Below are 19151 nucleotides of genomic sequence, written 5' to 3' on the forward strand. Positions count from 1 at the left end.
AACCGCGAGGAGACGGTGGGCTTTTCTCGGCCACGGCCCGACGGGGGGTATGGACGACCCGGCAATCCTGTTGACGAACGACGACGGTATCGACAGCGCTGGACTCCGGGCGGTGTACGAGGGCCTCTCGGACGTCGGCGACGTCACCGTGGTCGCTCCCGCGACGGACCAGAGCGCCGTCGGGCGAGCTATCTCCCACGAGGTCGACGTCCACGAACACGACCTGGGCTACGCCGTCGAGGGGACGCCGACGGACTGCGTCGTCGCCGGCCTGGAGGCGCTGGTCCCCCAGACGGACCTCGTCGTCGCGGGCTGTAACCGCGGGGCCAACCTCGGCGCGTACGTCCTCGGCCGTTCGGGCACGGTCAGTGCCGCCGTCGAGGCGACGTTCTTCGACGTCCCGGCCGTCGCCGTCTCGATGTACATCCCGGTGCGCGAGGACGCCGCGTTCACGGACATCGAGGCCAACGGGGACAGTTACGACGAGGCTGTGCGGGCGACGCGCTACCTCGCGGACCACGCCCTCGACGCCGGCGTCTTCGAGCAGTGCGACTACCTGAACGTCAACGCGCCCGTCGCCGAGTGGGGGCCCGCCGACATCGAGATCACCCGCCCCTCGCGACTCTACGAGATGGACGCCGTCCACGAGAACGCCCACGTGACCCTCCACGACCGCATCTGGGAGCGCATGGCCGACGGCGACATCCCCGACCCGGACGGGACCGACCGCCGCGCCGTCGTCGACGGGAAGGTGAGCGTCTCGCCGCTGACCGCCCCGCACACGACCGAACACCACGAGGCCCTCGACGCGCTGGCGTCGACGTACGACCCCGAGGCCAGCCCCTAACTTCATAGTCGTCGGTCGCCCCACGTTAGGTTGGATGGCGACGGCCCTTCGATACCGTTCCGGCCGGGTGCGTGCACTGGTCGGTGTCGTCCTGGCCGTCGTTTTGTTGCACCTGCTCGTCTTCTCGCTCGACACCGACGCGATATCGACTGCACTGCTCGAGGCGGACCTGCGGATGCTCGCGCTCGCGGCGGCGGCGGCGCTGTTCGCCCAGCTGTGCTGGAACCTGATGACGGTCTGGATACTGCGGACTGTCGACGACTCGCTGCCCCGGTATCGGCTGTTGCTCGCCGCGCTCGCCGGGACCTTCGGGAAACTCGTTCTCCCGCTGGGGAACCTCGGCGGCGCGGCGATCATCTCCTATGCCGTCACGGAGGACCTGGATCGGCGGTTCGGCGAGGTGTTCCCGCCCGTCTCGGCTAGCGAACTGCTCCGGTTCGGGAGTTCGCTCGGCGTGACCAGCGTCGGCCTGGCGGGGCTTGTCATCTCACCGGTCGCCGGTATCGAGGGCCCGTACGTCGTGGCGCTGCTCTCGACGGTCACCGCCGGGCTGTTCGCCGGCGCCGTGACCGTGGTCTACCGTCGCCAGGGTGTCGCCAGTCTTGTCGTACAGTTCGCGGCGCTGTTGCACCTGGTACTCGGCCGCGTATCGGCCCGCGCCACGCGGCGCCTGGCTCCCGAGCGCGTGGCCACGGGGGTCGAGTCGTTCCTCGAGTCCTTCGAGCGGGCGACCGCGGACCGCCGCCGCCTCGCCGTCGCCGGGACGCTCGGGATAGTCGGCTGGCTGGCCGTCGGCCTCGCGCTCTCGCTGTCGTTCTCGGCCGTCGGCGTCACCCTGCCGCTGGCGCTGGCGCTGTTCCTGGCGCCGGCGAGCGGCGTCGCGACGCTGCTGCCGACGCCGGGCGGCCTCGGAACCTCGGAGGTCGCGCTGACCGCGGCGGTCGTCGTCCTGGTGGTCACCTCGGCGGAGGTGGCCGCCGCCGCCGTCCTGCTCTACCGTCTCGTGTCGTACTGGCTGGTCGTCGCCGTGGGCGCGCTCGCGTCAGCCTACCTCTCGGCGTCGGTCTGGCGGGCACTGGAGTAGGGGCCTGGCCGGGCACGCTGCACCGTCGAACCGGCCCGGTTAAATCCGGGCCCCGACAGTCTCCTACCGACGCCCCGCCATGAGATTCAGAAACGCGCTCCTGTTCCTCGCGCTGGCCGTCGCCTGGGGCAGTGCGTTCACGGCCATCAAGTCCGGCCTGGCGTACTTCCCGCCCGTCCTCTTTGCCGCCCTGCGCTACGACCTCGCCGGCGTCCTGATGCTGGCGTACGCCGGCTACGCCACGGACCGCTGGCGCCCCCGGACGGGCGACGAGTGGCGCGCCGTCGTCGTCGGCGGCGTGTTGCTGATCGCGGCCTACCACGCCTTCCTCTTCGTGGGGGAACGCGGGACGACCAGCGCGACGGCGGCCATCGTCGTCAGCCTCTCGCCGATACTCACGACGGCGTTCGCCCGGGTCTTCCTGCCCGACGAACGCCTCACGCCGGTCGGCGTCGCGGGCCTGCTCGTCGGCTTCCTGGGGGTCGGTATCCTCAGCGCCCCGGACCCCGATACCGTCGTCACCGCCCGGACCGTCTCACTCGCGCTGGTCTTCCTCGCTGCCGCCTCGTTCGCCCTCGGGAGTGTGATCACTCGTCGCATCGACGCCCCGCTCCCCGTCGAGACGATGGAGGCGTGGTCGATGGTGCTGGGTGCGCTGGTGTTGCACGGTGCGAGCGCCGCCATCGGCGAGTCCCCGGCGGCGATTCGCTGGACGCCGGAGGCGTTCGTGGCGCTGGGCTTCCTTGTCGTCGTCGCCAGCGCGCTGGGCTTCCTGATATACTTCGACCTGCTGGACCGCCTCGGTCCCATCGAGATCAACCTGGTCTCCTACGCCGCCCCCGTCGTCGCCGCGGTGACCGGCTTCCTCGTCCTCTCGGAGACGCCGACGGTGCTCACCGCCACCGGGTTCGCGTGTATCGTCGTCGGGTTCGTCCTGCTGAAACGGCGCGCGATCCGGGACGAACTCCGCCGGCTCCCGGTCACAGCTCTCTGACGACGCTCGCGGGGTTCCCCTGGACGACGACGCCGGCCGGGACGTCCTCGGTCACGACGGCGCCGGACCCGACGACACTGCCGTCACCGACGGTCACGCCCGGGTTGAGCACGGCCTTGCCGCCGATCCAGACGTCGTCACCTACGGTGACGGGTTTCCCGTACTCGGCGCCCGCGGACCGCTCGGCCGCGTCGAGCGGGTGGGTTGCCGTGTAGACGTGGACGCCCGGGCCCAGCATGCAGTCGTCCCCGAACTCCACGCGACAGACGTCGAGTATCACGCACCCGAAGTTCGCGTAGAAGTCCGCCCCGACGCGGATGTTGTAGCCGTAATCACAGCGGAAGGGCGGCTCGATCTTCACCTCGCCACCGATGGATCCGAACAGGTCCTCGACGAGTTCCTCCCGCCGTTCCGTCTCGCCGGGGCTGGTCTCGTTGTAGGTACTGGTCCGCTCTCGCGCCGCGCGGCGCTCGGCGACGAGTTGCGGATCGCTCGGGTCGTACAGCTCCCCGGCGAGCATCTTCGCTTTCTCGGAAGGCATCGATGGCGCCTCGTACGCTCGGTCGCGGAATAAAAGTACGCTGCCCACCTCCGTCTCCGCTTTCAGATGGTGTATCGCACGATGTCGACCCGTCCACAGTCGGGACAGACCTCTCTGTCGGCGGTCGTGGAGGTCCCGCAGTGACGACACTCGTGAACGACCGTCTCGACGCCCGCACATCGGGGACACTCACGCTCGTCGCACGCGTGGTGCTGGCGCAATCGAGCGAGGGATAGCATCGCTATCGTACCCCTGGCCCGCTGTTCTCGTTGCTGGTCTCCGGTCGGGGCTGTCGGGTCTCGTGGTGTCTCATATCGTGTGTGCTCCTGTCTCAGCTGCCGGACTCGACTCGAATCTGGTGTTCGGTCACGTAGAGGGCTTTCAGCGTCGAGAACGGCGAGTCGATGCCGTCCGTGTTCTGCAGGCCGTAGTCGTAGTGCGCGGCCCCGTACTGGCCGACGGTCAGGTTGCCGGTGACGGCGAGGCCGTACAGGTCGCCCTGCTTGATGTAGAGGAACCCGGACCCGGTATCGCCAGCGGGCGCGTACACCAGCCCGTCGAACGACGCCCGGTTGTTGTTGGACCCTGCGATGGTCATCGTGAACTCACGCGGGGCGAACACGCTGAGCTGACTCGACTTCTCGCCGGGCACGTGGACGGCCGCGTTCTTGCCGACGTGGAAGTTCACGTCCTGGTTGCCGAGCCCGGTCGGCGAGACGGTCGTCGTACTCTCGCTCTCGACGATGATCTGCACGTTGCCGTCGCCTTCGACGGTGATGTTGCCGCCTTTGGTCAACTTCACGTAGTCGCGGACCACGATCGCCACGTCGCCACTGGTCGTATCTAGGACGAGCTCCTCGTCGTCGTCGAGCTCGATGTCGTGGACGTAGTACCTTCCGGCGTCCAGCTCGGCCGTCGATCCGTCCATGGTGAACTCGTCGGCCGTGATGAGCGGCGTGGCGCCGTTGTCGTTGTTTTGCTCGACTTCTGTCGCGACCCGGTCGACGAACGCGTCGATGGGGTCGACCGCCGTGACGCCGGATATCTGCTCGACGTCGCCGGCGATCTTGGTCTCCTCGGTGGAGTCGGGCGCCGGGTCACTGGTGTAGTCGACGCTCCCGTTGATATACGCGCTGCCCTGGACGTCGACGACGCCGCCGGACCTGACGTCTCCGTCGACGAGCGAGTCACCGCTCCCCTTGAAGTCACCCGCGGCCTGGATCAGGCCGTTGGCCGCTCTGGTCTCCGTGTAGTTGCCTTCGGAGGAATCGTAACTGTTGACGTACGCGCCCGTCCCCGCGATGGCGAGTTCGCCGTTGTTCGACGTCGCGATGAGGCCCGCGTCCACCGACGTGCGTCGCGGGAGGACGAGGAACAGTGCCGACACCTGCTCGTTCGCGTGGTCGTAGGCCACGATGGCGGTCGTCTCGTCCTCGAAGTACCGCCCCCAGGCCTCGTAGTACTCGCTCTGGACGGTCACGGTGATGGTTCCGCCAGCGGGCTGGTTCAGGAACCCGTCGGTCGCGTTGGGGTAGTGGCGAACCGGTTCGCTCCTGCGGGTGATCTGGACGTCACTGGTCAGTCCCTGATCGCCGTCGACGACGACCAGAGGCATCGTGAGCGTATTCTCGCGGTAGTGGAACTCGGGCCGCGAGAGCATCACGGAGCCCTCTCCGTCGCTCCGCCAGATGCCGCCGCCCTCCGAGGCGACGGTCGTCTCCCCGTTGACGTACTCGACCGTCCCGAGCGTGGCGTTCACGACCTCCGCGCTCGTGCCGTCGCTATCGTTGTACGCGTCCACGCGTATCCAGCTGGTCTCGTGGTGTCGAAGGTCGCCGTCGTTGGCGGTGAGTCCGAGGTCGACCGCTCTGGACGGCGAGTTCCCGAGCGCGACCGCGCTCGCCTCGCTGTCGAACGACGCCAGTGCGTTCTCCGCTGCCGAGACCTCCGCGTCAGTCTGTAGTTCTGCGATGACTGCAGACCCACCCACGACGACCGCGAGTACACCCAAAATGACGACCGAGAGCAGCAGGACCACACCGAGTACTTCCGATTGGCCGCGGCTCGCGGTTCGCCCGCCCGACAGCGGGGCGGTCACACGGTCGATCAATCGGTCGGGTTCTGCGTTCATGTATGGTAAATCGTTGTGTTGTCGGTTTTCGTTGCTGGTGTGGCCCCGCATTCCCGGTCTAGACCGACCCGATCTTCGAGGTCGGGTCCGCCACAGGAATCAGGGTAGCGTGTCGAATGTCTGAATGGTCAGTCGCGATTACGGTGCTTCAGAGGAGGCCAGAGTGGCGCTCTTGTCGTTGTTCGGGTTGTTGTAGACGACTCGGATGGTCTCGCCTGAGGTGACGGCTTGGCCCGAAACGAGTTCGACACCCGCTGAGACGCTCGTACCGTCAGCGACGGATTTTGGGATCGTATCCGAGGACGACCCCTTGACAGTCAGGTCATCCTCGGGGATGGTGTCACCACCGTCGTGCGTGACAGTCACGTCGCCACTGTCGTAGTCGAACTCGAAACTCGCCTGTGGCGTGGCGCTCGTCGAGCTACCGAGCCCGAGTACGAACGAACCGATGACGGCCGCGAGAATGACTGTGATCGCGACCATCAGGACGACCCCGATGACTGGCGACACTGCGTTTTCTTCGTCGAACATCGCTTTGAAGTTGCGTAGTTGCATGGTTCTGTTGGTTGTTGCTCGATGACCCCCGGGCGTGTTCGCGACACGATCGTCGACCCCCCGCGGTTTTCGTCAGTCTCTGGCCCGACCCGCTGTCAGCCCCGACACCCCGTCGCTGCCCTGCTGTCGTCAGCAGGGCACTCATCTGGTACCGGGATTCCGGTAACCCCGGCCGTATGTCACTGCGACTCCGCGCACCCTATCGGCCATCTCTGCAAGTTCTCCAAGCCGTCATGGGGTCATTGTTATTCGAGTGATAACGGAACGTTACTGGAAAGTAGAATACTTATTCCGGTGTATTAGTGGCCTAGTTCCGGTTTTTAACAGGCTCCTTCCGAGATGTTCTCGAGGGTTTGTGACAGTGTAACAACGAGTCCTGATTACGAACCGGGAGTCAACGCATGCCACTAGCAATCCGAACAGAAGACGGCACCGCGGCGACTCGCGCGTGTGAGCGCGGACGAGAACAGCTCGGAGGGTGTCGATGACGGACGTTCTCTCGACAGGGATCGACGTCCTCGACCGGAAGCTCGAGGGCGGCCTGCCGGCCGGGAGCCTCGTGCTCCTCTCGGCGGACCCCGCCAGCCAGTCCGAGCAGATGCTCTACGAGCTGACGGTCCCACGGTCGATGCTCTACCTCACGACGGCCCGCTCGCCGTCGGCCGTCATGGCGGCGGTCGAGAACGCTGGTGGCAACCTCGAGTCGACGAACGTTCACGCGCTGGGCGAACGACCGCTGAACGAGGCCTTCACACTCATCAGCAACTGTCCCCCGAACTCGACGATCATCATCGACACCATCGACATGCTCGAGACCCGGCAGACCCAGGAGTACCTCCACTTCCTGAACGACGTCCGCAGCGAGCTGCTGGCGAAAGACAGCTACGCCGTCCTCCACGGACTTGACGGTCGTCAGGTACAGGCCCAGCGAGACATCACCGAGTACCTCTCGGACGTCATATTCGAACTGTCGACGGAGATCCGCGGAGAGAACATCGAGAACCGGCTCATCGTCCCGAAGTTCCGCGGCGGCGTGCCCTTCGACGAGACGGTGAAACTGGAACTGACAAAGGAGGTCGCCATCGACACGAGCCGTGACATCGCCTGACTCTGTTGGCCTGCCACCGATTCTTCGTTCGTGGGTAGAGTGCGCTTCGGTTTCTAGTCTACTTCGTTCGTCGGCGCTCGTCCCGTCCCATCCGTCTCTACGCTCCCCCGTTTCAGTTGGCGGCTGCGTCTCTCTGGACCTCGTGTCCTCACACGAGTCCGCTCATTTGGGCCACGATTACCGCGAAGGAACTCCTTTATCATTCCAACGTCGCCTATCTCCGGGTCGTATCTGCCCATATAATATCATCTAATAGAATAACGAAAATAATGGCACTGCAGCCTGGTAGGTAATATCTTCTTACTCGGTGCGAGTCGTTTTCTGCGACCGTCAGGCCCTGCCTTCGTGGTAGCTGGTAGATACCGCCAGTTACACGAGTTATTACCAATTGGATCCCGGTCCTGTTAGGATACGTAAACACACGTAACGGGCGCAAGGGATGGCACCGGTGACTCGGTGACCGGGAACCGTAGCCGACGTGTGTTCAGGAGCGACACAATGAACGAACATACGATTGGAGCAGGGGCAGAATCGCGAGGTGGGGTCCACGATGGCTGCTGAGCAGCAGACAGCCACAGATGAGGGACCACAGGCGAAACCGGTGGTCGTCGGGACCTACACCTGGGACGACCTGATGGCAGAAGTCGGCTACGCCGACGACATCCCCTCGGTCGTCGAGACCGAACGGGACGAACAGGCGGACGACGACGGATTCCTCGGCTTCCTGGGACGAAAGAATCGGTCCAGTGGGACTGGACGCGTGCGGGCCTGGGACGCCACGGAGTTCTCTCCGGAAGCGTACCTGGGGTTCCACCCGGACGAACTCCCGGAGGTGCTCGGCCACGGCATCGCGTCGGCCCTTCGATTCCGGGCGCAGTTCGCTGCGTGGATCGAGAACACACCCGTGGTCAAAGACGAGTACACCTGGGAGCACTTCAAGTGGGAGTACTACTACGACGACCAGGGTGAGAAGCCGCGGGACGAGAACGGCGAGGTCGAACCGTTCGACCCCGAACAGTTCCTCGGTTTCGCCCCGGAGGAACTCGACTCGCGTCTCGCACGCGGAGCCGCGTTCGCCGAGACGCTCGACGACGTCTTCGAAGAGCGGACGGTCAACGTGAACCCGGATATCGACGAGGACCTGTTCTTCTCGGACGTCGACGGCGTCACGACCCTGGCGAACCGGTACGACCTCGAAAAGGCGGTTTCGATGGCCAAGAAGCGACATTTCGTCGAGATCGAACGCTACTGGGTCAACAAGCCCTACGCGTTCGTCGTCGTCTTCCACTCGATCAAGGAAAACGAGAAGAAGTACTACCTGATCGAGCCGTACCTGAACGACATCGAGGTCAACGTCAAGGACTACCTCACCGGTCGCCTCCGCAACGCCATCAAGTACTCGGAGGACGACGCGCTCATCGACGGGTCCGACGAGGACCGCTCGGTCATCATCGAAGACGAGACACTCCGGCTCTTAGACCAGTACGACCTCCTCGAGGGGAGCGACGACGACAGCGTCACGAGCCAGTTCAAAGCGCTCCTCTCGGACAGCGTCGAAATCGAGGAACACGACGGCGAACTCCGCGGTCTGAAAGCGCGACCGGAACCCGCAGTGCTCGCGGAGGACTCGGGCACGCTCACCGAAGCGCAGGTCGAACGCCTGCTCTACGAGCTCCAGCGCGACTTCCTGGGCTACGAGCGCATCGACGGCATCAAACACGACGTCAACGTCGAGGACATCTCCTGTGACGGGTACAACTCGCCGGTGTTCGTCTACCACTCCGAGTACGAGAACATCATCACGAACGTCTCCCACGACGAGACCGGACTCGACAACTTCGTGGTGAAACTCGCCCAGCGCTCGGGCAAGGGCATCTCGAAGCGCCGCCCACAGGTCGACGCCACGCTCCCAGACGGGTCGCGTGCACAGTTGACGCTGGGCCGCGAAGTCTCGGACCACGGGACGAACTACACTATCCGGCAGTTCAAGGACGTTCCCTACACCCCGATCGACCTGATCAACTGGAACACCTTCTCCCTCGACGAGATGGCGTTCCTCTGGCTCGCGATCGAGAACAACCGCAGTCTGGTCTTCGCCGGGGGGACCGCCTCGGGCAAGACGACCAGTCTGAACGCCGTCTCGCTGTTCATCCCGTCGAACTCCAAGATCGTGACCATCGAGGATACGCGCGAGGTGGAGCTGCCCCAGCGCAACTGGGTCGCCAGCGTCACTCGCCCCTCGTTCGGTGACGACGACACCGGTGACGTCGACGAGTTCGACCTGCTCGAGGCCGCACTCCGACAGCGCCCGGAGTTCATCGTGATGGGCGAGGTTCGGGGTGAAGAGGGTCGCACGCTGTTCCAGGTCATGTCCACCGGGCACACGACCATGACGACCTTCCACGCCGACTCCGTCGGCGAGGTCCTGAAGCGGTTCACCACCGCGCCGATCAACGTCTCGAAGACGATGTTCACCGGGCTCGACCTGGTGTCGGTCCAGACCCAGACCCGCGTGCAGGGCCGCAAGGTCCGGCGCAACAAGACCATCACCGAGGTCAACCACTACGACCCCGAGAACGACGAGATCAACGTCCGGGAGATATACGAGTGGCAGCCCGAGAGCGACGAGTTCCTGAAACTCGGCCGTTCCAACACGCTCGAAGACATCAAGTTCGACCGCGGCTGGGACAGCGACCAGCTCGAAGACGAGCTGTTCAAGCGCAAGACGGTGCTGGCCTACCTCATCGACAACGGCTTCTCCGACTACTCGGAGGTCGCCGCGACGCTCCAGGCGTTCATCAACGACCCGGACGCGATCCTGGGACTGATGGCCCGTGGCGAACTCGGCGAGAGCCTCGCTGACCTCCGCGAGATGGAGAGCGTCCAGATCGACATCGACCCCGAGAAGGAAGCACTCGTCCCCCGTCCGGAGCCGGACGACGAGACGGCCGAACTTGCGCGGGAGATCCTCGACACCGCGGAGTCGACGATACTCGGAGACTACCGAGAACAGGAGGCAGGGACGCTGTTCGGCGCGTTACCCGAAGCCATCCGTGCGGCGGGCGCGGAGATTCGGAGCGGACTGGCGACCGACGGCATGGGCGACGTGGACTCACAGCACTCCAGCGTCGTGGAACTGAGCGACGAACGAGCGGACGCGGAGCACACGGAGTAAGACGATGGAATACGTTTACGCAGCGCTCATGCTGCACGAGACTGGCACCGAGATCAACGAACAGAACCTCACCGCGACCGTCGAGGCGGCCGGCGGAGACCCCGAGGCGTCCCGCATCAAGGCTATCGTCGCGGCGCTCGAGGACGTCGACCTCTCGGCGACGGAAGCGGCGACGACGGAGTCTGCCGGGATGGACCTCGCACTCGAACGCGACGACTCGGACGACGGGTCGGACACGGAGCGCGACGAGTCCGACCGACTCGATGCGCTGTTCGACGTCGAGAACGACGCCGAAAGCGGGGGGCTTGAAGACGAAGACGACTCCCTCGAGGGAGGTGCACGTCCCAGTGACCCCGACGGCGAGGCCGAGGAGTCGAGCGACGAACCGGAGGCATAGATGAGTACGAAGACTGGTCAATCGCAATCCGTCCGCACGTTCGAGGGGAGTGCAGACCGGTTAGGGAACCTGTTCTATCCGGTCTACGAGTTCCTCTTCGACGACTCGGACGCGTTCGTCCAGTCCGTCGAGACGAAGCTCGCTGAGTCGCGGATGCCCGACACCGTCGAGATGTATCTCTCGCACGCCATCGCGGTCGGATTCCTCACGGGAACGGTGTTCTGGCTCCTCGGTATCGGACTGGGGTACGTCCTCGCCTCGCTGGGCTTCCTGGCCGGACCGTTACTGGGCGTTCCACTGCCGGACAGCGGCGTCCTCGTCGAGCTCGTGCGAACTCTCAGAGCGCCCTTCGTGGTCCTCTTGCTGGGGTTCGTCCTCGGCGGACTCGGCTTCGGGGCCGGGTTCGGGACCGTCGTCGGGATCCCGTACCTCCGCGCCAACGAGCGCAAGCGCGAGATCAACATGCTCCTGTCGGACTCGGTGTCGTTCATGTACGCCCTCTCGCTGGGCGGGCTGAACCAGCTCGAACTGCTCGAGGCGATGGCGAAAGCCGACGACACCTACGGCGAAGTCGCTCGCGAGTTCCAGGCCATCGTCCGTGAGACCAAGACACTCGACGTCGACTACCGGACGGCCATCAAGAACCAGATGGACCACTCCCCGAGCGACGAGTTCCGCGAGTTCCTCGTGGACATGCTCTCTGTCATCCACAGCGGTGGGAACATGACGCAGTTCCTCGAGGACAAGAAGCACAAGTACATGCGCACGGCGAAACAGGAACAGGAACAGACGCTCGACGTGCTCGAGCTCCTGGGCGAGATGTACATCACCATCTCCCTGTTCCCGCTGTTGCTCATCATCATCCTCGTGGTGATGAACATGCTCGGAAACGCGTCACAGATGATGCTGTACGTCACTGTCTACGCGCTCATCCCGATCATCGCGCTGGCGTTCCTGGTGCTGGTCACCACGGTCAAGCGCGACGAGTTCGGCGACGGGGTCATCAAGCCACGCGACGCGAGCATCTGGCTGGACACCGAGAACCAGTCCGGCATCAGCAACCTCGGGTTCATTTCCTCTTTCAGAGGCACGTACTACATCTTCGACCGCATCGCGGCGAAGCGAGGGCTCGAAGAGACCGTCGAACTGCTGTCCAAGCCACACCTGTTCTTCAGGGACAACCCGCTGTACACGTTCGCGCTGAGCGTTCCGGCGTCCGTCTCGCTGGTCGCAGCGGCGGCGCTGTCCGGTGCCGTGCCCACCTCGTGGGCCGACGTGGTCCAACAGCCGGTCTGGTCGACGTTCGTCTACGTCTACATCCCGCTGTTCCTGGTCGTGACACCGATGGCCGTGTTCCACACCTGGAACCAGCGGTCCCGGCGCGCGATACTCGGGAACCTCTCGGACACGCTCCTGAAGCTATCTTCCGTCAACGCGACGGGGGCGACCGTCCTCGAGTCGATCAAGACCGTCTCGGAGACGTCGTCGGACAAGCTCGCAGAGGAGCTCCGGATCATCCACCACAAGGTGCACTTCGGGATGAGCCTCAAGGAGTCGCTCATCGAGTTCAACAACAAGTACCAGATGCCGCAACTCGCGCGGACGGTGAAACTCGTCACGAAAGCTCAGGAAGCGTCCAGCCACATCGCTGTCGTCCTCGCGACGGCCGCGCGTGCCAGCGAGAACGCCGACGACCTCCGACGGGAGCGACACTCCCGCTCGATGATGCAGGTGGCGATCGTGCTCATGACCTACGTGACGCTGCTGGGCGTGATGGCGCTACTGAAAGTGCAGTTCATCGACGTCATGGCGGACTTTGGCTCCGCTGGGACCACGGGGAACGCAGGCGGGATGTCACTCGGCGGCGCCGTCGACGCGGACCTGCTGTCGTTGATGTTCTTCCACGCCGTGACCATCCAGGCCGTGTTCGCCGGCCTCATCTCCGGATACCTCCGTGAGGCGACCCTCCGCGCCGGCGCGAAGTATATCGTCGTGCTCCTCGCGCTCTCCCTGACCGTCTGGGCGGTGGTGGGATAGATGCCGTCGTCCCGTACCGCTCGCGGCCAGTTGACCCTCGACTTCCTGACGGGGATGGCGGTTTTCTTCGTCGTCGTCGGGTTCGTCTTCATGTTCGTCCCCGGACTCGTCTCGTCGGCTCCGGACGACCAGGAGGCACCGTTGGTCGCCGATCGGGTCGCGAACCAGCTCGTCGACTTCCACCTCGGCGAGCCATCGACTGCGGCGCTGGAGCCGACCTGCACGGCCGACTTCTTCAGCCAGAGCAGCCCCGATTCGTGTGGGACGCTCGATACGAGCCAGCCACTGCACGACCGGTTAGGTATCGACGACCGGTATCGAGTGAACGTCTCGATCCGGCCCGACGACGCCGGTAGAACCGACAGCACGGCCCTCTGTACGAGCGGTGGGTCAGTCGGCCCGTGTTCGGGCAGCGGCACCCCCCTCGTCGTCGGAGACACGTACCAGTCCGGCGAAGGCACGGTCGTAACTGTAGAGCGCCACGTCTCGATAGACGGGACAGACGCGCTCCTGGTGGTGGAGGTCTGGTGACGATGAGTGACAGAGCACAGGTGTTCACACTCGAAGCGCTGGTCTCCGGGATGCTCCTCCTGGGCGCGGTTATCTTCGCGCTCCAGGCGACGGCCGTCACGCCACAGAGCGCGACGACGGCGAGTTCCCACTCGGTGACCCAGCTCGAACGGGTCGCCGCCGGCGTCCTCGAGGACGCCGCCGAGGACGGCTCGCTCAAGCGGACCGTCCTCTTCTGGGACCCGTCCGAGGAAGCGTTCCGCGGGCTCGAATCGTACGAGTCGGGCTACCAGAACGGTGATCTCCCGACCACGTTCGGCGAGCAGCTCCGCCGGAGCTTCGCGACCGGTGGCGTGGCCTACAACGTCAACGTCCGGTATCAGGTGCCCGGAGACGACCCCGAGACCGTGACCGTCGTCGACAGCGGGACGCCCAGTGACGACGCCGTCCGCGTCGCGACGCTCGTGACGCTCTACGACGACGATCCCCTGTACTACGACGACGACGACAACGACTCGACTGCGGCAGTCCCGAGCGCGGACACCGTCTCGTCGGGGTCGTTCTACGCGCCGGACGATTCACCCGGAAGTGGCGTGTACAACGTCGTCTCCGTGGAGGTGGTTCTGTGGTCCACCTGATCTCGGTGCGAGACGCCACGGACCGCGGACAGGTCCTCCTCGTGACGACGTTCGGTATCGCCGTCCTGCTCGTCGCCCTGACGCTGGTGTTGAACGCCTCCGCGTTCGCCCAGACGATGGCGACGACCAGCAGCGACGACAGTCGAGCGGCAGTCGGCTTCACGACCGCCGCCACGGACGGCGTCGCGGGCTCGATAGCCTACGCGAACGAACACCGCAACGAGAGTCAGGTTGCACTCCGATCCGAACTCGAAACGAGCGTCGCCGACTGGAGTGCCAGTGCTGACGACGACGCAGCGATGCGGGGCGGTCGTACGAACGTGACCCTGACCGGGTCGACCCACGAGACCCGCATCTCACAGACCGTCTCGACGCGTGACTTCCGGAGCGGCGCGACCAGCCCCGAGGACGACTGGACGCTCGCCAGCGACGTCTCCGAGGCGAGAGATCTTCGACTGAACGTCTCCGAGAGCGCGCTCGTCGAGTCCGACCCCGACGGTGACGTCGGCACGCTGACCGGCGACGATGTGTTCCATGTGCTCGTCACCGAAGACGACGGCGACACCTGGCGGCTGTTCGTCTACACGAACCAGTCCGACGTGGTCGTCAGGGTTGAGGACACGAGCGGGACCCTGTACAGCGCGTGTACGGTCGACCCCGCGTCGGGCGAATCTGTCACCGTCGACCTGGTCGACGGGAAGTTCGACGGGAGCGACTCGTGCAGTGGTTTGGACACCTTCGGTGACGTCGACAGTCCGTACAGCCTCGCGTTCCGCTCGGCAGCCAACGTCGAGGGGACCTACACGATGCTCGTCGAACACGGTCCGACCGGCGTCGACGACAGCAACTACGCGGACGACGAGACCAGCGGCCCGACCGCAGAGGGCCAGATCTCGTCGGCCTCTATCCGACTCACGTACGTGAGTTCGAGCGTGGAGTACGTCACCGAGACGACGGTCGAGGCAGGTGATGGCGATGCGTGACCGAGGCGTCTCGCCGGCAGTCGGCTTCGTGACGACGCTGGCCATCACCCTGCTGCTGGTCGTCTCGCTTTTCACGTCGACGGGCACGCTCGTGGCGTCTGAACGCGACCAGACCGTCCAGGCGGAACTGTCTGTCCTCGGCAACGAGTTCGCGAACCAGCTGAGCAGCACGGACACGCTGGTCCGTGCGAACGGTTCCCCCACGACGGTCCGCGTCACCGACCGACTCCCCGAACGCGTCGGCGGTGAACAGTACCGCATCGCCATCGAACAGACCGGTACCAGTGGCGACGCCTACCGATACCGACTCATCGTCACGAGCGCATCGGTGGACGTCTCGGCGGTCGTCGACCTCAAGACGGGCACGCCCGTCGAAGAGACGACCGTCGACGGTGGCGAGGTCACCGTCTCGTACGACGAGGCGACGGGGACTCTGGAGGTGAACGGCTGATGGACCGCGGCCAGAGCACGACGATCGGCTTCGTCGTCATCTTCTCGATGGTCCTCCTGATGGTGGCACTCATCAGCGCCAGTGGCTTCGCGACGCTCGACCACGTCCAGGACTCCGAGCGCGTCAACAACGGCGTGCGCTCGTTCGAGATCCTCTCGGACAACGTTGACGACGTGGTCGGCGACGAGGTCCCGAGCCGGACGACGACGGTGAAGCTCTACGACTCGCAGCTCTCGGCGGCCGGGACCACCACTATCGAAATAGACGTCCCCGCGGACGGATTCTCCCACGCGTTCGAGGTCGCTCCGATCGTCCTCGACGCGGGAGCCGGGACGGACGTCGTCTACGAGAACGGCGCGGTCATCCGGTCGGACCCCGACGGAGAGGTGATGGTCGACGAACCGGCGATGCTCCTGACCACCGACTACACCGTGCTCCCAGTCGTCCGGACCGAGACCGTGTCCTCGACGGCCGTCGGCGGGCAGTCCAGTGCCACGATCCGCACCACGCGCGCCGGTACGACCGTCCTGCGGACTGACACCGAGAGCGGTGGCGTCTACGACGACGTCACGCTCACGGTGACCAGCCCGCGCAGCGAGGCGTGGTTCCGGTACCTTGACGCGCAGTCGGCGACCGACACCTGCACTCGCAGCGGAGACACCGTCACCTGTACGCTGACCACCAGCGAGGTGACGGTCTCCGTGACCGACGTCGACGTCCGATTCGACACCTGAACTACGCCCGTCGAGTGTAATCGCTGTCCGGTCACCCCCCGAACGCGCTCCCGACTGCTCCCGGCGTTCTCTCGTCCGGGAGCTGGCTTGGTTGGTGGTCCGCCGTGCCGTTGTACGCTTCCAGTTCCGAATCATCAAACGATTTATTCGAGCCACTCTCGCTATCCGGTATGAACCAGACTGTCCAGACGCTGCTCGAAGGTAACGCCGAACACGCTCGCGAGTTCGCCGGCCGCTTCGACGACGTGCAGGACGCCCAGTATCCGGCTGCCGTCACGGTCTGCTGTTCGGACTCGCGGGTACTGCAGGACCGGATGTGGGACAACGACCAGCCCGGCCATCTCTTTACCGCCGGGAACATCGGGAACCGCGTCGTCCAGCAGACGGCGTCGGGCCCGGCCGTCTCCGGCGACGTCCTCTACCCGGTCGCCCACACGGGCACCGACACCGTCGTCGTCGTCGGCCACACCGGCTGTGGCGCCGTGACGGCGACCTACACCGCCCTGACCGACGGCGTCGACGAGGCCCCGGGCATCCAGCACTGCATCGACATCCTGCAACCGCACCTCGAACCCGGCGTCGAGGCGCTGCCCGACGATCTGACCGACGGCGAGGCGGTCAACCACCTCGTCGAGTACAACGTCGACCGCCAGGTCGAGTTCCTGCGAGAGAGCGAGGACGTGCCCGAGGACACCGACGTCGTCGGCGTCGTCTACGACTTCCAAGATGTCTACTCCGAGACCCGCGGGGAGGTCCACGTCATCAACGTCGACGGCGAGACGGACGTCGAGGCGCTGCGAGCGGAACACGCCGAGGTCGCGGATCGGATCGCCCGTCTCTGGACGTACTGAGCGGGACGCGCCCGCCGGAGCTCCGCTGGGGACCTCGCAGCTATCGCTCACCGGTTCTCGCTGCTCAGGTAGCTGACATCCACGGTTCGCTGCACGTATCAAGGACACATGTCAGGGAGTCGTACGATCACCGCAGGAATCGACAGCCGGCAGACAAGTCCCTGTTCGTTATTATAAGAGTACTTATACAGATACCGCACCCTGTACCACTCGAAGATGAATTCGAAAGCAGCGTACAGTTCGACGCGGGGCGTGCCGGCTACCGGAACGACCCGCCGACAGATACTCGCTGCGAGCGGTCTTGTGGCGGTCGGTGCATTCAGTGGTTGTCTCGGCAGAGTCGCCAGTGCGACGACGAACACGGATGCATCGCCAGCAGCGCCGTTCGCAGGCATGGGCGAGTACACGGGCCCATCGCCCGCCGGCGAACCCGCCGTGTACAAACTGACCCCGACCGTTTCCGGAGATATCGGCCCCATCTCCGACGACATCGAGCTCGAAGCGTGGGTGACCGCGACCGCTATCGCAGCCACCTGTTGCTTCGACTATAACGATGACGATGAGAGTGGAAGCAACCGAGCCAACTACAACAACACTCGGAGCAACAGGTCGACGATCCGCGGCCCGGTCGACGCCGACTCGGACGCCGACGGCCTCGACGACGCGGTCGAACTCCGCTCGAACGCACTCGACCTGGAGAACCAGCTGCTCTCCCAGACGAAAGCAGCGGCCGACTCCATCAGCAAGCGCTCCGCACGCACGGGACGGAACCACCTCGCAGACATGGGCGACACCATCGAAGACGTACGAGCCACGCTCGAACGCTGCTCCGACGACGTGTGCGTGACGGTTCGAGAGCACGCAGACGGACGGACGAAACTAACCCAGCAGGCGGCAGCGCACATCGATAACGGCGAGTGGGACGCCGCCAGTGAGAACGTGCAGGAAATACAGGCCATCGTCGAAGGTGACATCGAACTGCTCGAATCCTCGGTGAACGACCCAAACACCTCGGAAGTGACCGGAGAAATCATTCTCGGGGAAGACAGAGATATGGTGATGCCGGGGGACAATATCAAAGCCCTGTACGGGTACCTCGCAGCCGAACCCATACTCAGCGAGCAGTTCACCATCACGGTGCCCGACGCTCGCGTCCCGGGTCGGGACCTCGCCATCGTTGACGAACTCACTCCACGCCGCATCATCGAGTACGTGACCGGCCGAGCCGACGACGATGGACACGTCTACGCGTGGGGTGACTCCATGCGTGCGTCCAACAACAGCCCCATCTACGAGGGCGACGCGGTCGGCGGTCAGAGCGCGATTTACCGTGGCTCACTCATGAATCCCGGCGGTGACGACGAGTCCCCGCTCTCCGACTCAGACGTGTGCCTGTCCGCCCTCTCCGGTCCCGTCGACACGGGCATCCACCTCGAAGCGCACGTCGTCGACGGGCGAGTCACCGTTCGTCCGGTGAACGACCCACCACAGGCCACGGAGACGACCCCGGCCCTCGCGGTCAGCGGGGACGGGACTGCCGAGCCCGCCGACTTCGACGAGTGGGGGCCCGAAGTCGGTGCGAGTTCGTCCACGTCGACGCTCGTGTGTCCGATTATGGTCGCGCCACCGGACTGTCCGACGCCGTTCCCGGCGCTGCTGTACGTTCGCCGCTGCAAGCACGCCGACCAGTACATCTACACGGGTGGGTGGGTCATCGACGACGGCAGTCTCTACGAGGGCTCGACGACGCTCGTCGCCGTGGGCGGTCCGACGGACGTCGTCGGTGTCGGAGCCGGTGATCTCGATGGAGACGGGTACGGCGACGTGATGGCTCGCCGACTGTCGGGAGAGGAAGCGCGACGAGGAGCGCGACTGTTCGACGGGACGGTCTCGGATGCGGTCGCCGAGGGTGTCCTCTCGGAAGCGCAGGGGAACGACAGGGTGGTCCGAAAGAAGCCGGGGCGAACGACGCGCGGAGCGGCGGGTCCCAACGATGGGGTGCCGGTGGTAATCGCTCAGCAGGGACGCCTGCCGATCGTCCACTTCACGGAGACAACCGCATCCGATACGGTGAAGTTCAAAGCTGGGGCGGAACTCTCGAAGAGCGTCAACTGA

General features: G+C 65.1%; 16 protein-coding genes and 1 pseudogene. 14 read left to right on the forward strand and 3 right to left on the reverse strand.

Annotation, left to right across the window (positions count from 1 at the left end; all coding sequences use genetic code 11):
- Nucleotides 1-49 precede the first annotated feature (49 nt).
- The 3 genes from surE to P1K88_RS09475 all read left to right on the forward strand — a co-directional run bounded on the left by surE (nt 50) and on the right by P1K88_RS09475 (nt 2925).
- Nucleotides 50-847 carry a 5'/3'-nucleotidase SurE gene (gene surE, locus P1K88_RS09465; protein ID WP_276409932.1) on the forward strand — a complete coding sequence of 266 codons (798 nt, stop codon included), beginning with the start codon at nt 50-52 and terminating at the stop codon, nt 845-847.
- A gap of 34 nt (nt 848-881) precedes the next feature.
- Nucleotides 882-1931, forward strand: a complete 1050-nt coding sequence (locus P1K88_RS09470; protein ID WP_276409933.1) for a flippase-like domain-containing protein — start codon at nt 882-884, stop codon at nt 1929-1931.
- A gap of 79 nt (nt 1932-2010) precedes the next feature.
- A complete protein-coding gene (locus P1K88_RS09475; RefSeq protein WP_276409934.1) occupies nt 2011-2925 on the forward strand; it encodes a DMT family transporter in 915 nt (304 codons plus the stop codon).
- Here the strand turns inward: P1K88_RS09475 and P1K88_RS09480 are convergent.
- The 3 genes from P1K88_RS09480 to P1K88_RS09490 all read right to left on the reverse strand — a co-directional run bounded on the left by P1K88_RS09480 (nt 2912) and on the right by P1K88_RS09490 (nt 6128).
- Nucleotides 2912-3466 carry a sugar O-acetyltransferase gene (locus P1K88_RS09480; protein ID WP_276409935.1) on the reverse strand — a complete coding sequence of 185 codons (555 nt, stop codon included), beginning with the start codon at nt 3464-3466 and terminating at the stop codon, nt 2912-2914. The two genes, P1K88_RS09475 and P1K88_RS09480, sit on opposite strands and share 14 nt — an antisense overlap.
- A gap of 331 nt (nt 3467-3797) precedes the next feature.
- Nucleotides 3798-5597, reverse strand: a complete 1800-nt coding sequence (locus tag P1K88_RS09485) for a DUF7289 family protein (RefSeq protein WP_276409936.1) — start codon at nt 5595-5597, stop codon at nt 3798-3800.
- Between the two features lie 138 nt (nt 5598-5735).
- Nucleotides 5736-6128, reverse strand: coding sequence for a type IV pilin N-terminal domain-containing protein (locus tag P1K88_RS09490; RefSeq protein ID WP_276409937.1), 393 nt, complete (start codon nt 6126-6128; stop codon nt 5736-5738).
- Between the two features lie 508 nt (nt 6129-6636).
- Here P1K88_RS09490 and P1K88_RS09495 point away from each other — a divergent pair.
- From P1K88_RS09495 to P1K88_RS09545, 11 genes and pseudogenes are all read left to right on the forward strand, one after another.
- A complete protein-coding gene (locus P1K88_RS09495; protein WP_276409938.1) occupies nt 6637-7260 on the forward strand; it encodes an RAD55 family ATPase in 624 nt (207 codons plus the stop codon).
- A 550-nt stretch (nt 7261-7810) separates the two neighbouring features.
- Nucleotides 7811-10267: pseudogene (locus P1K88_RS09500) on the forward strand (type II/IV secretion system ATPase subunit); the annotation flags it as partial.
- 172 nt (nt 10268-10439) lie between these two features.
- Complete coding sequence (locus P1K88_RS09505; protein WP_276409940.1) at nt 10440-10832, forward strand: P1/P2 acidic ribosomal protein; 393 nt, start codon at nt 10440-10442, stop codon at nt 10830-10832.
- Nucleotides 10833-12869, forward strand: a complete 2037-nt coding sequence (locus P1K88_RS09510) for a type II secretion system F family protein (protein ID WP_276409941.1) — start codon at nt 10833-10835, stop codon at nt 12867-12869.
- A complete protein-coding gene (locus tag P1K88_RS09515; protein ID WP_276409942.1) occupies nt 12870-13400 on the forward strand; it encodes a DUF7287 family protein in 531 nt (176 codons plus the stop codon).
- A gap of 2 nt (nt 13401-13402) precedes the next feature.
- Entirely contained in the window at nt 13403-14017 is a 615-nt protein-coding gene (locus P1K88_RS09520) for a DUF7288 family protein (protein WP_276409943.1), read from the forward strand.
- A complete protein-coding gene (locus tag P1K88_RS09525; RefSeq protein WP_276409944.1) occupies nt 14005-15000 on the forward strand; it encodes a hypothetical protein in 996 nt (331 codons plus the stop codon). Before P1K88_RS09520 ends, P1K88_RS09525 begins: the two co-directional genes overlap by 13 nt.
- A complete protein-coding gene (locus P1K88_RS09530; RefSeq protein ID WP_276409945.1) occupies nt 14987-15451 on the forward strand; it encodes a DUF7266 family protein in 465 nt (154 codons plus the stop codon). The genes P1K88_RS09525 and P1K88_RS09530 overlap by 14 nt, the downstream gene beginning before the upstream one ends.
- A complete protein-coding gene (locus P1K88_RS09535) occupies nt 15451-16185 on the forward strand; it encodes a DUF7289 family protein (protein WP_276409946.1) in 735 nt (244 codons plus the stop codon). The genes P1K88_RS09530 and P1K88_RS09535 overlap by 1 nt, the downstream gene beginning before the upstream one ends.
- 170 nt (nt 16186-16355) lie before the next feature.
- On the forward strand, nt 16356-17036 hold the full coding sequence (locus P1K88_RS09540; protein WP_276409947.1) for a carbonic anhydrase: 681 nt from the start codon (nt 16356-16358) through the stop codon (nt 17034-17036).
- Between the two features lie 393 nt (nt 17037-17429).
- Nucleotides 17430-19151, forward strand: coding sequence for a hypothetical protein (locus tag P1K88_RS09545; protein WP_276409948.1), 1722 nt, complete (start codon nt 17430-17432; stop codon nt 19149-19151).

Origin of the sequence: Haloarcula halobia, assembly GCF_029338255.1 — an archaeon.
In the GTDB taxonomy this organism is placed as follows: Archaea; Halobacteriota; Halobacteria; order Halobacteriales; family Haloarculaceae; genus Haloarcula; species Haloarcula halobia.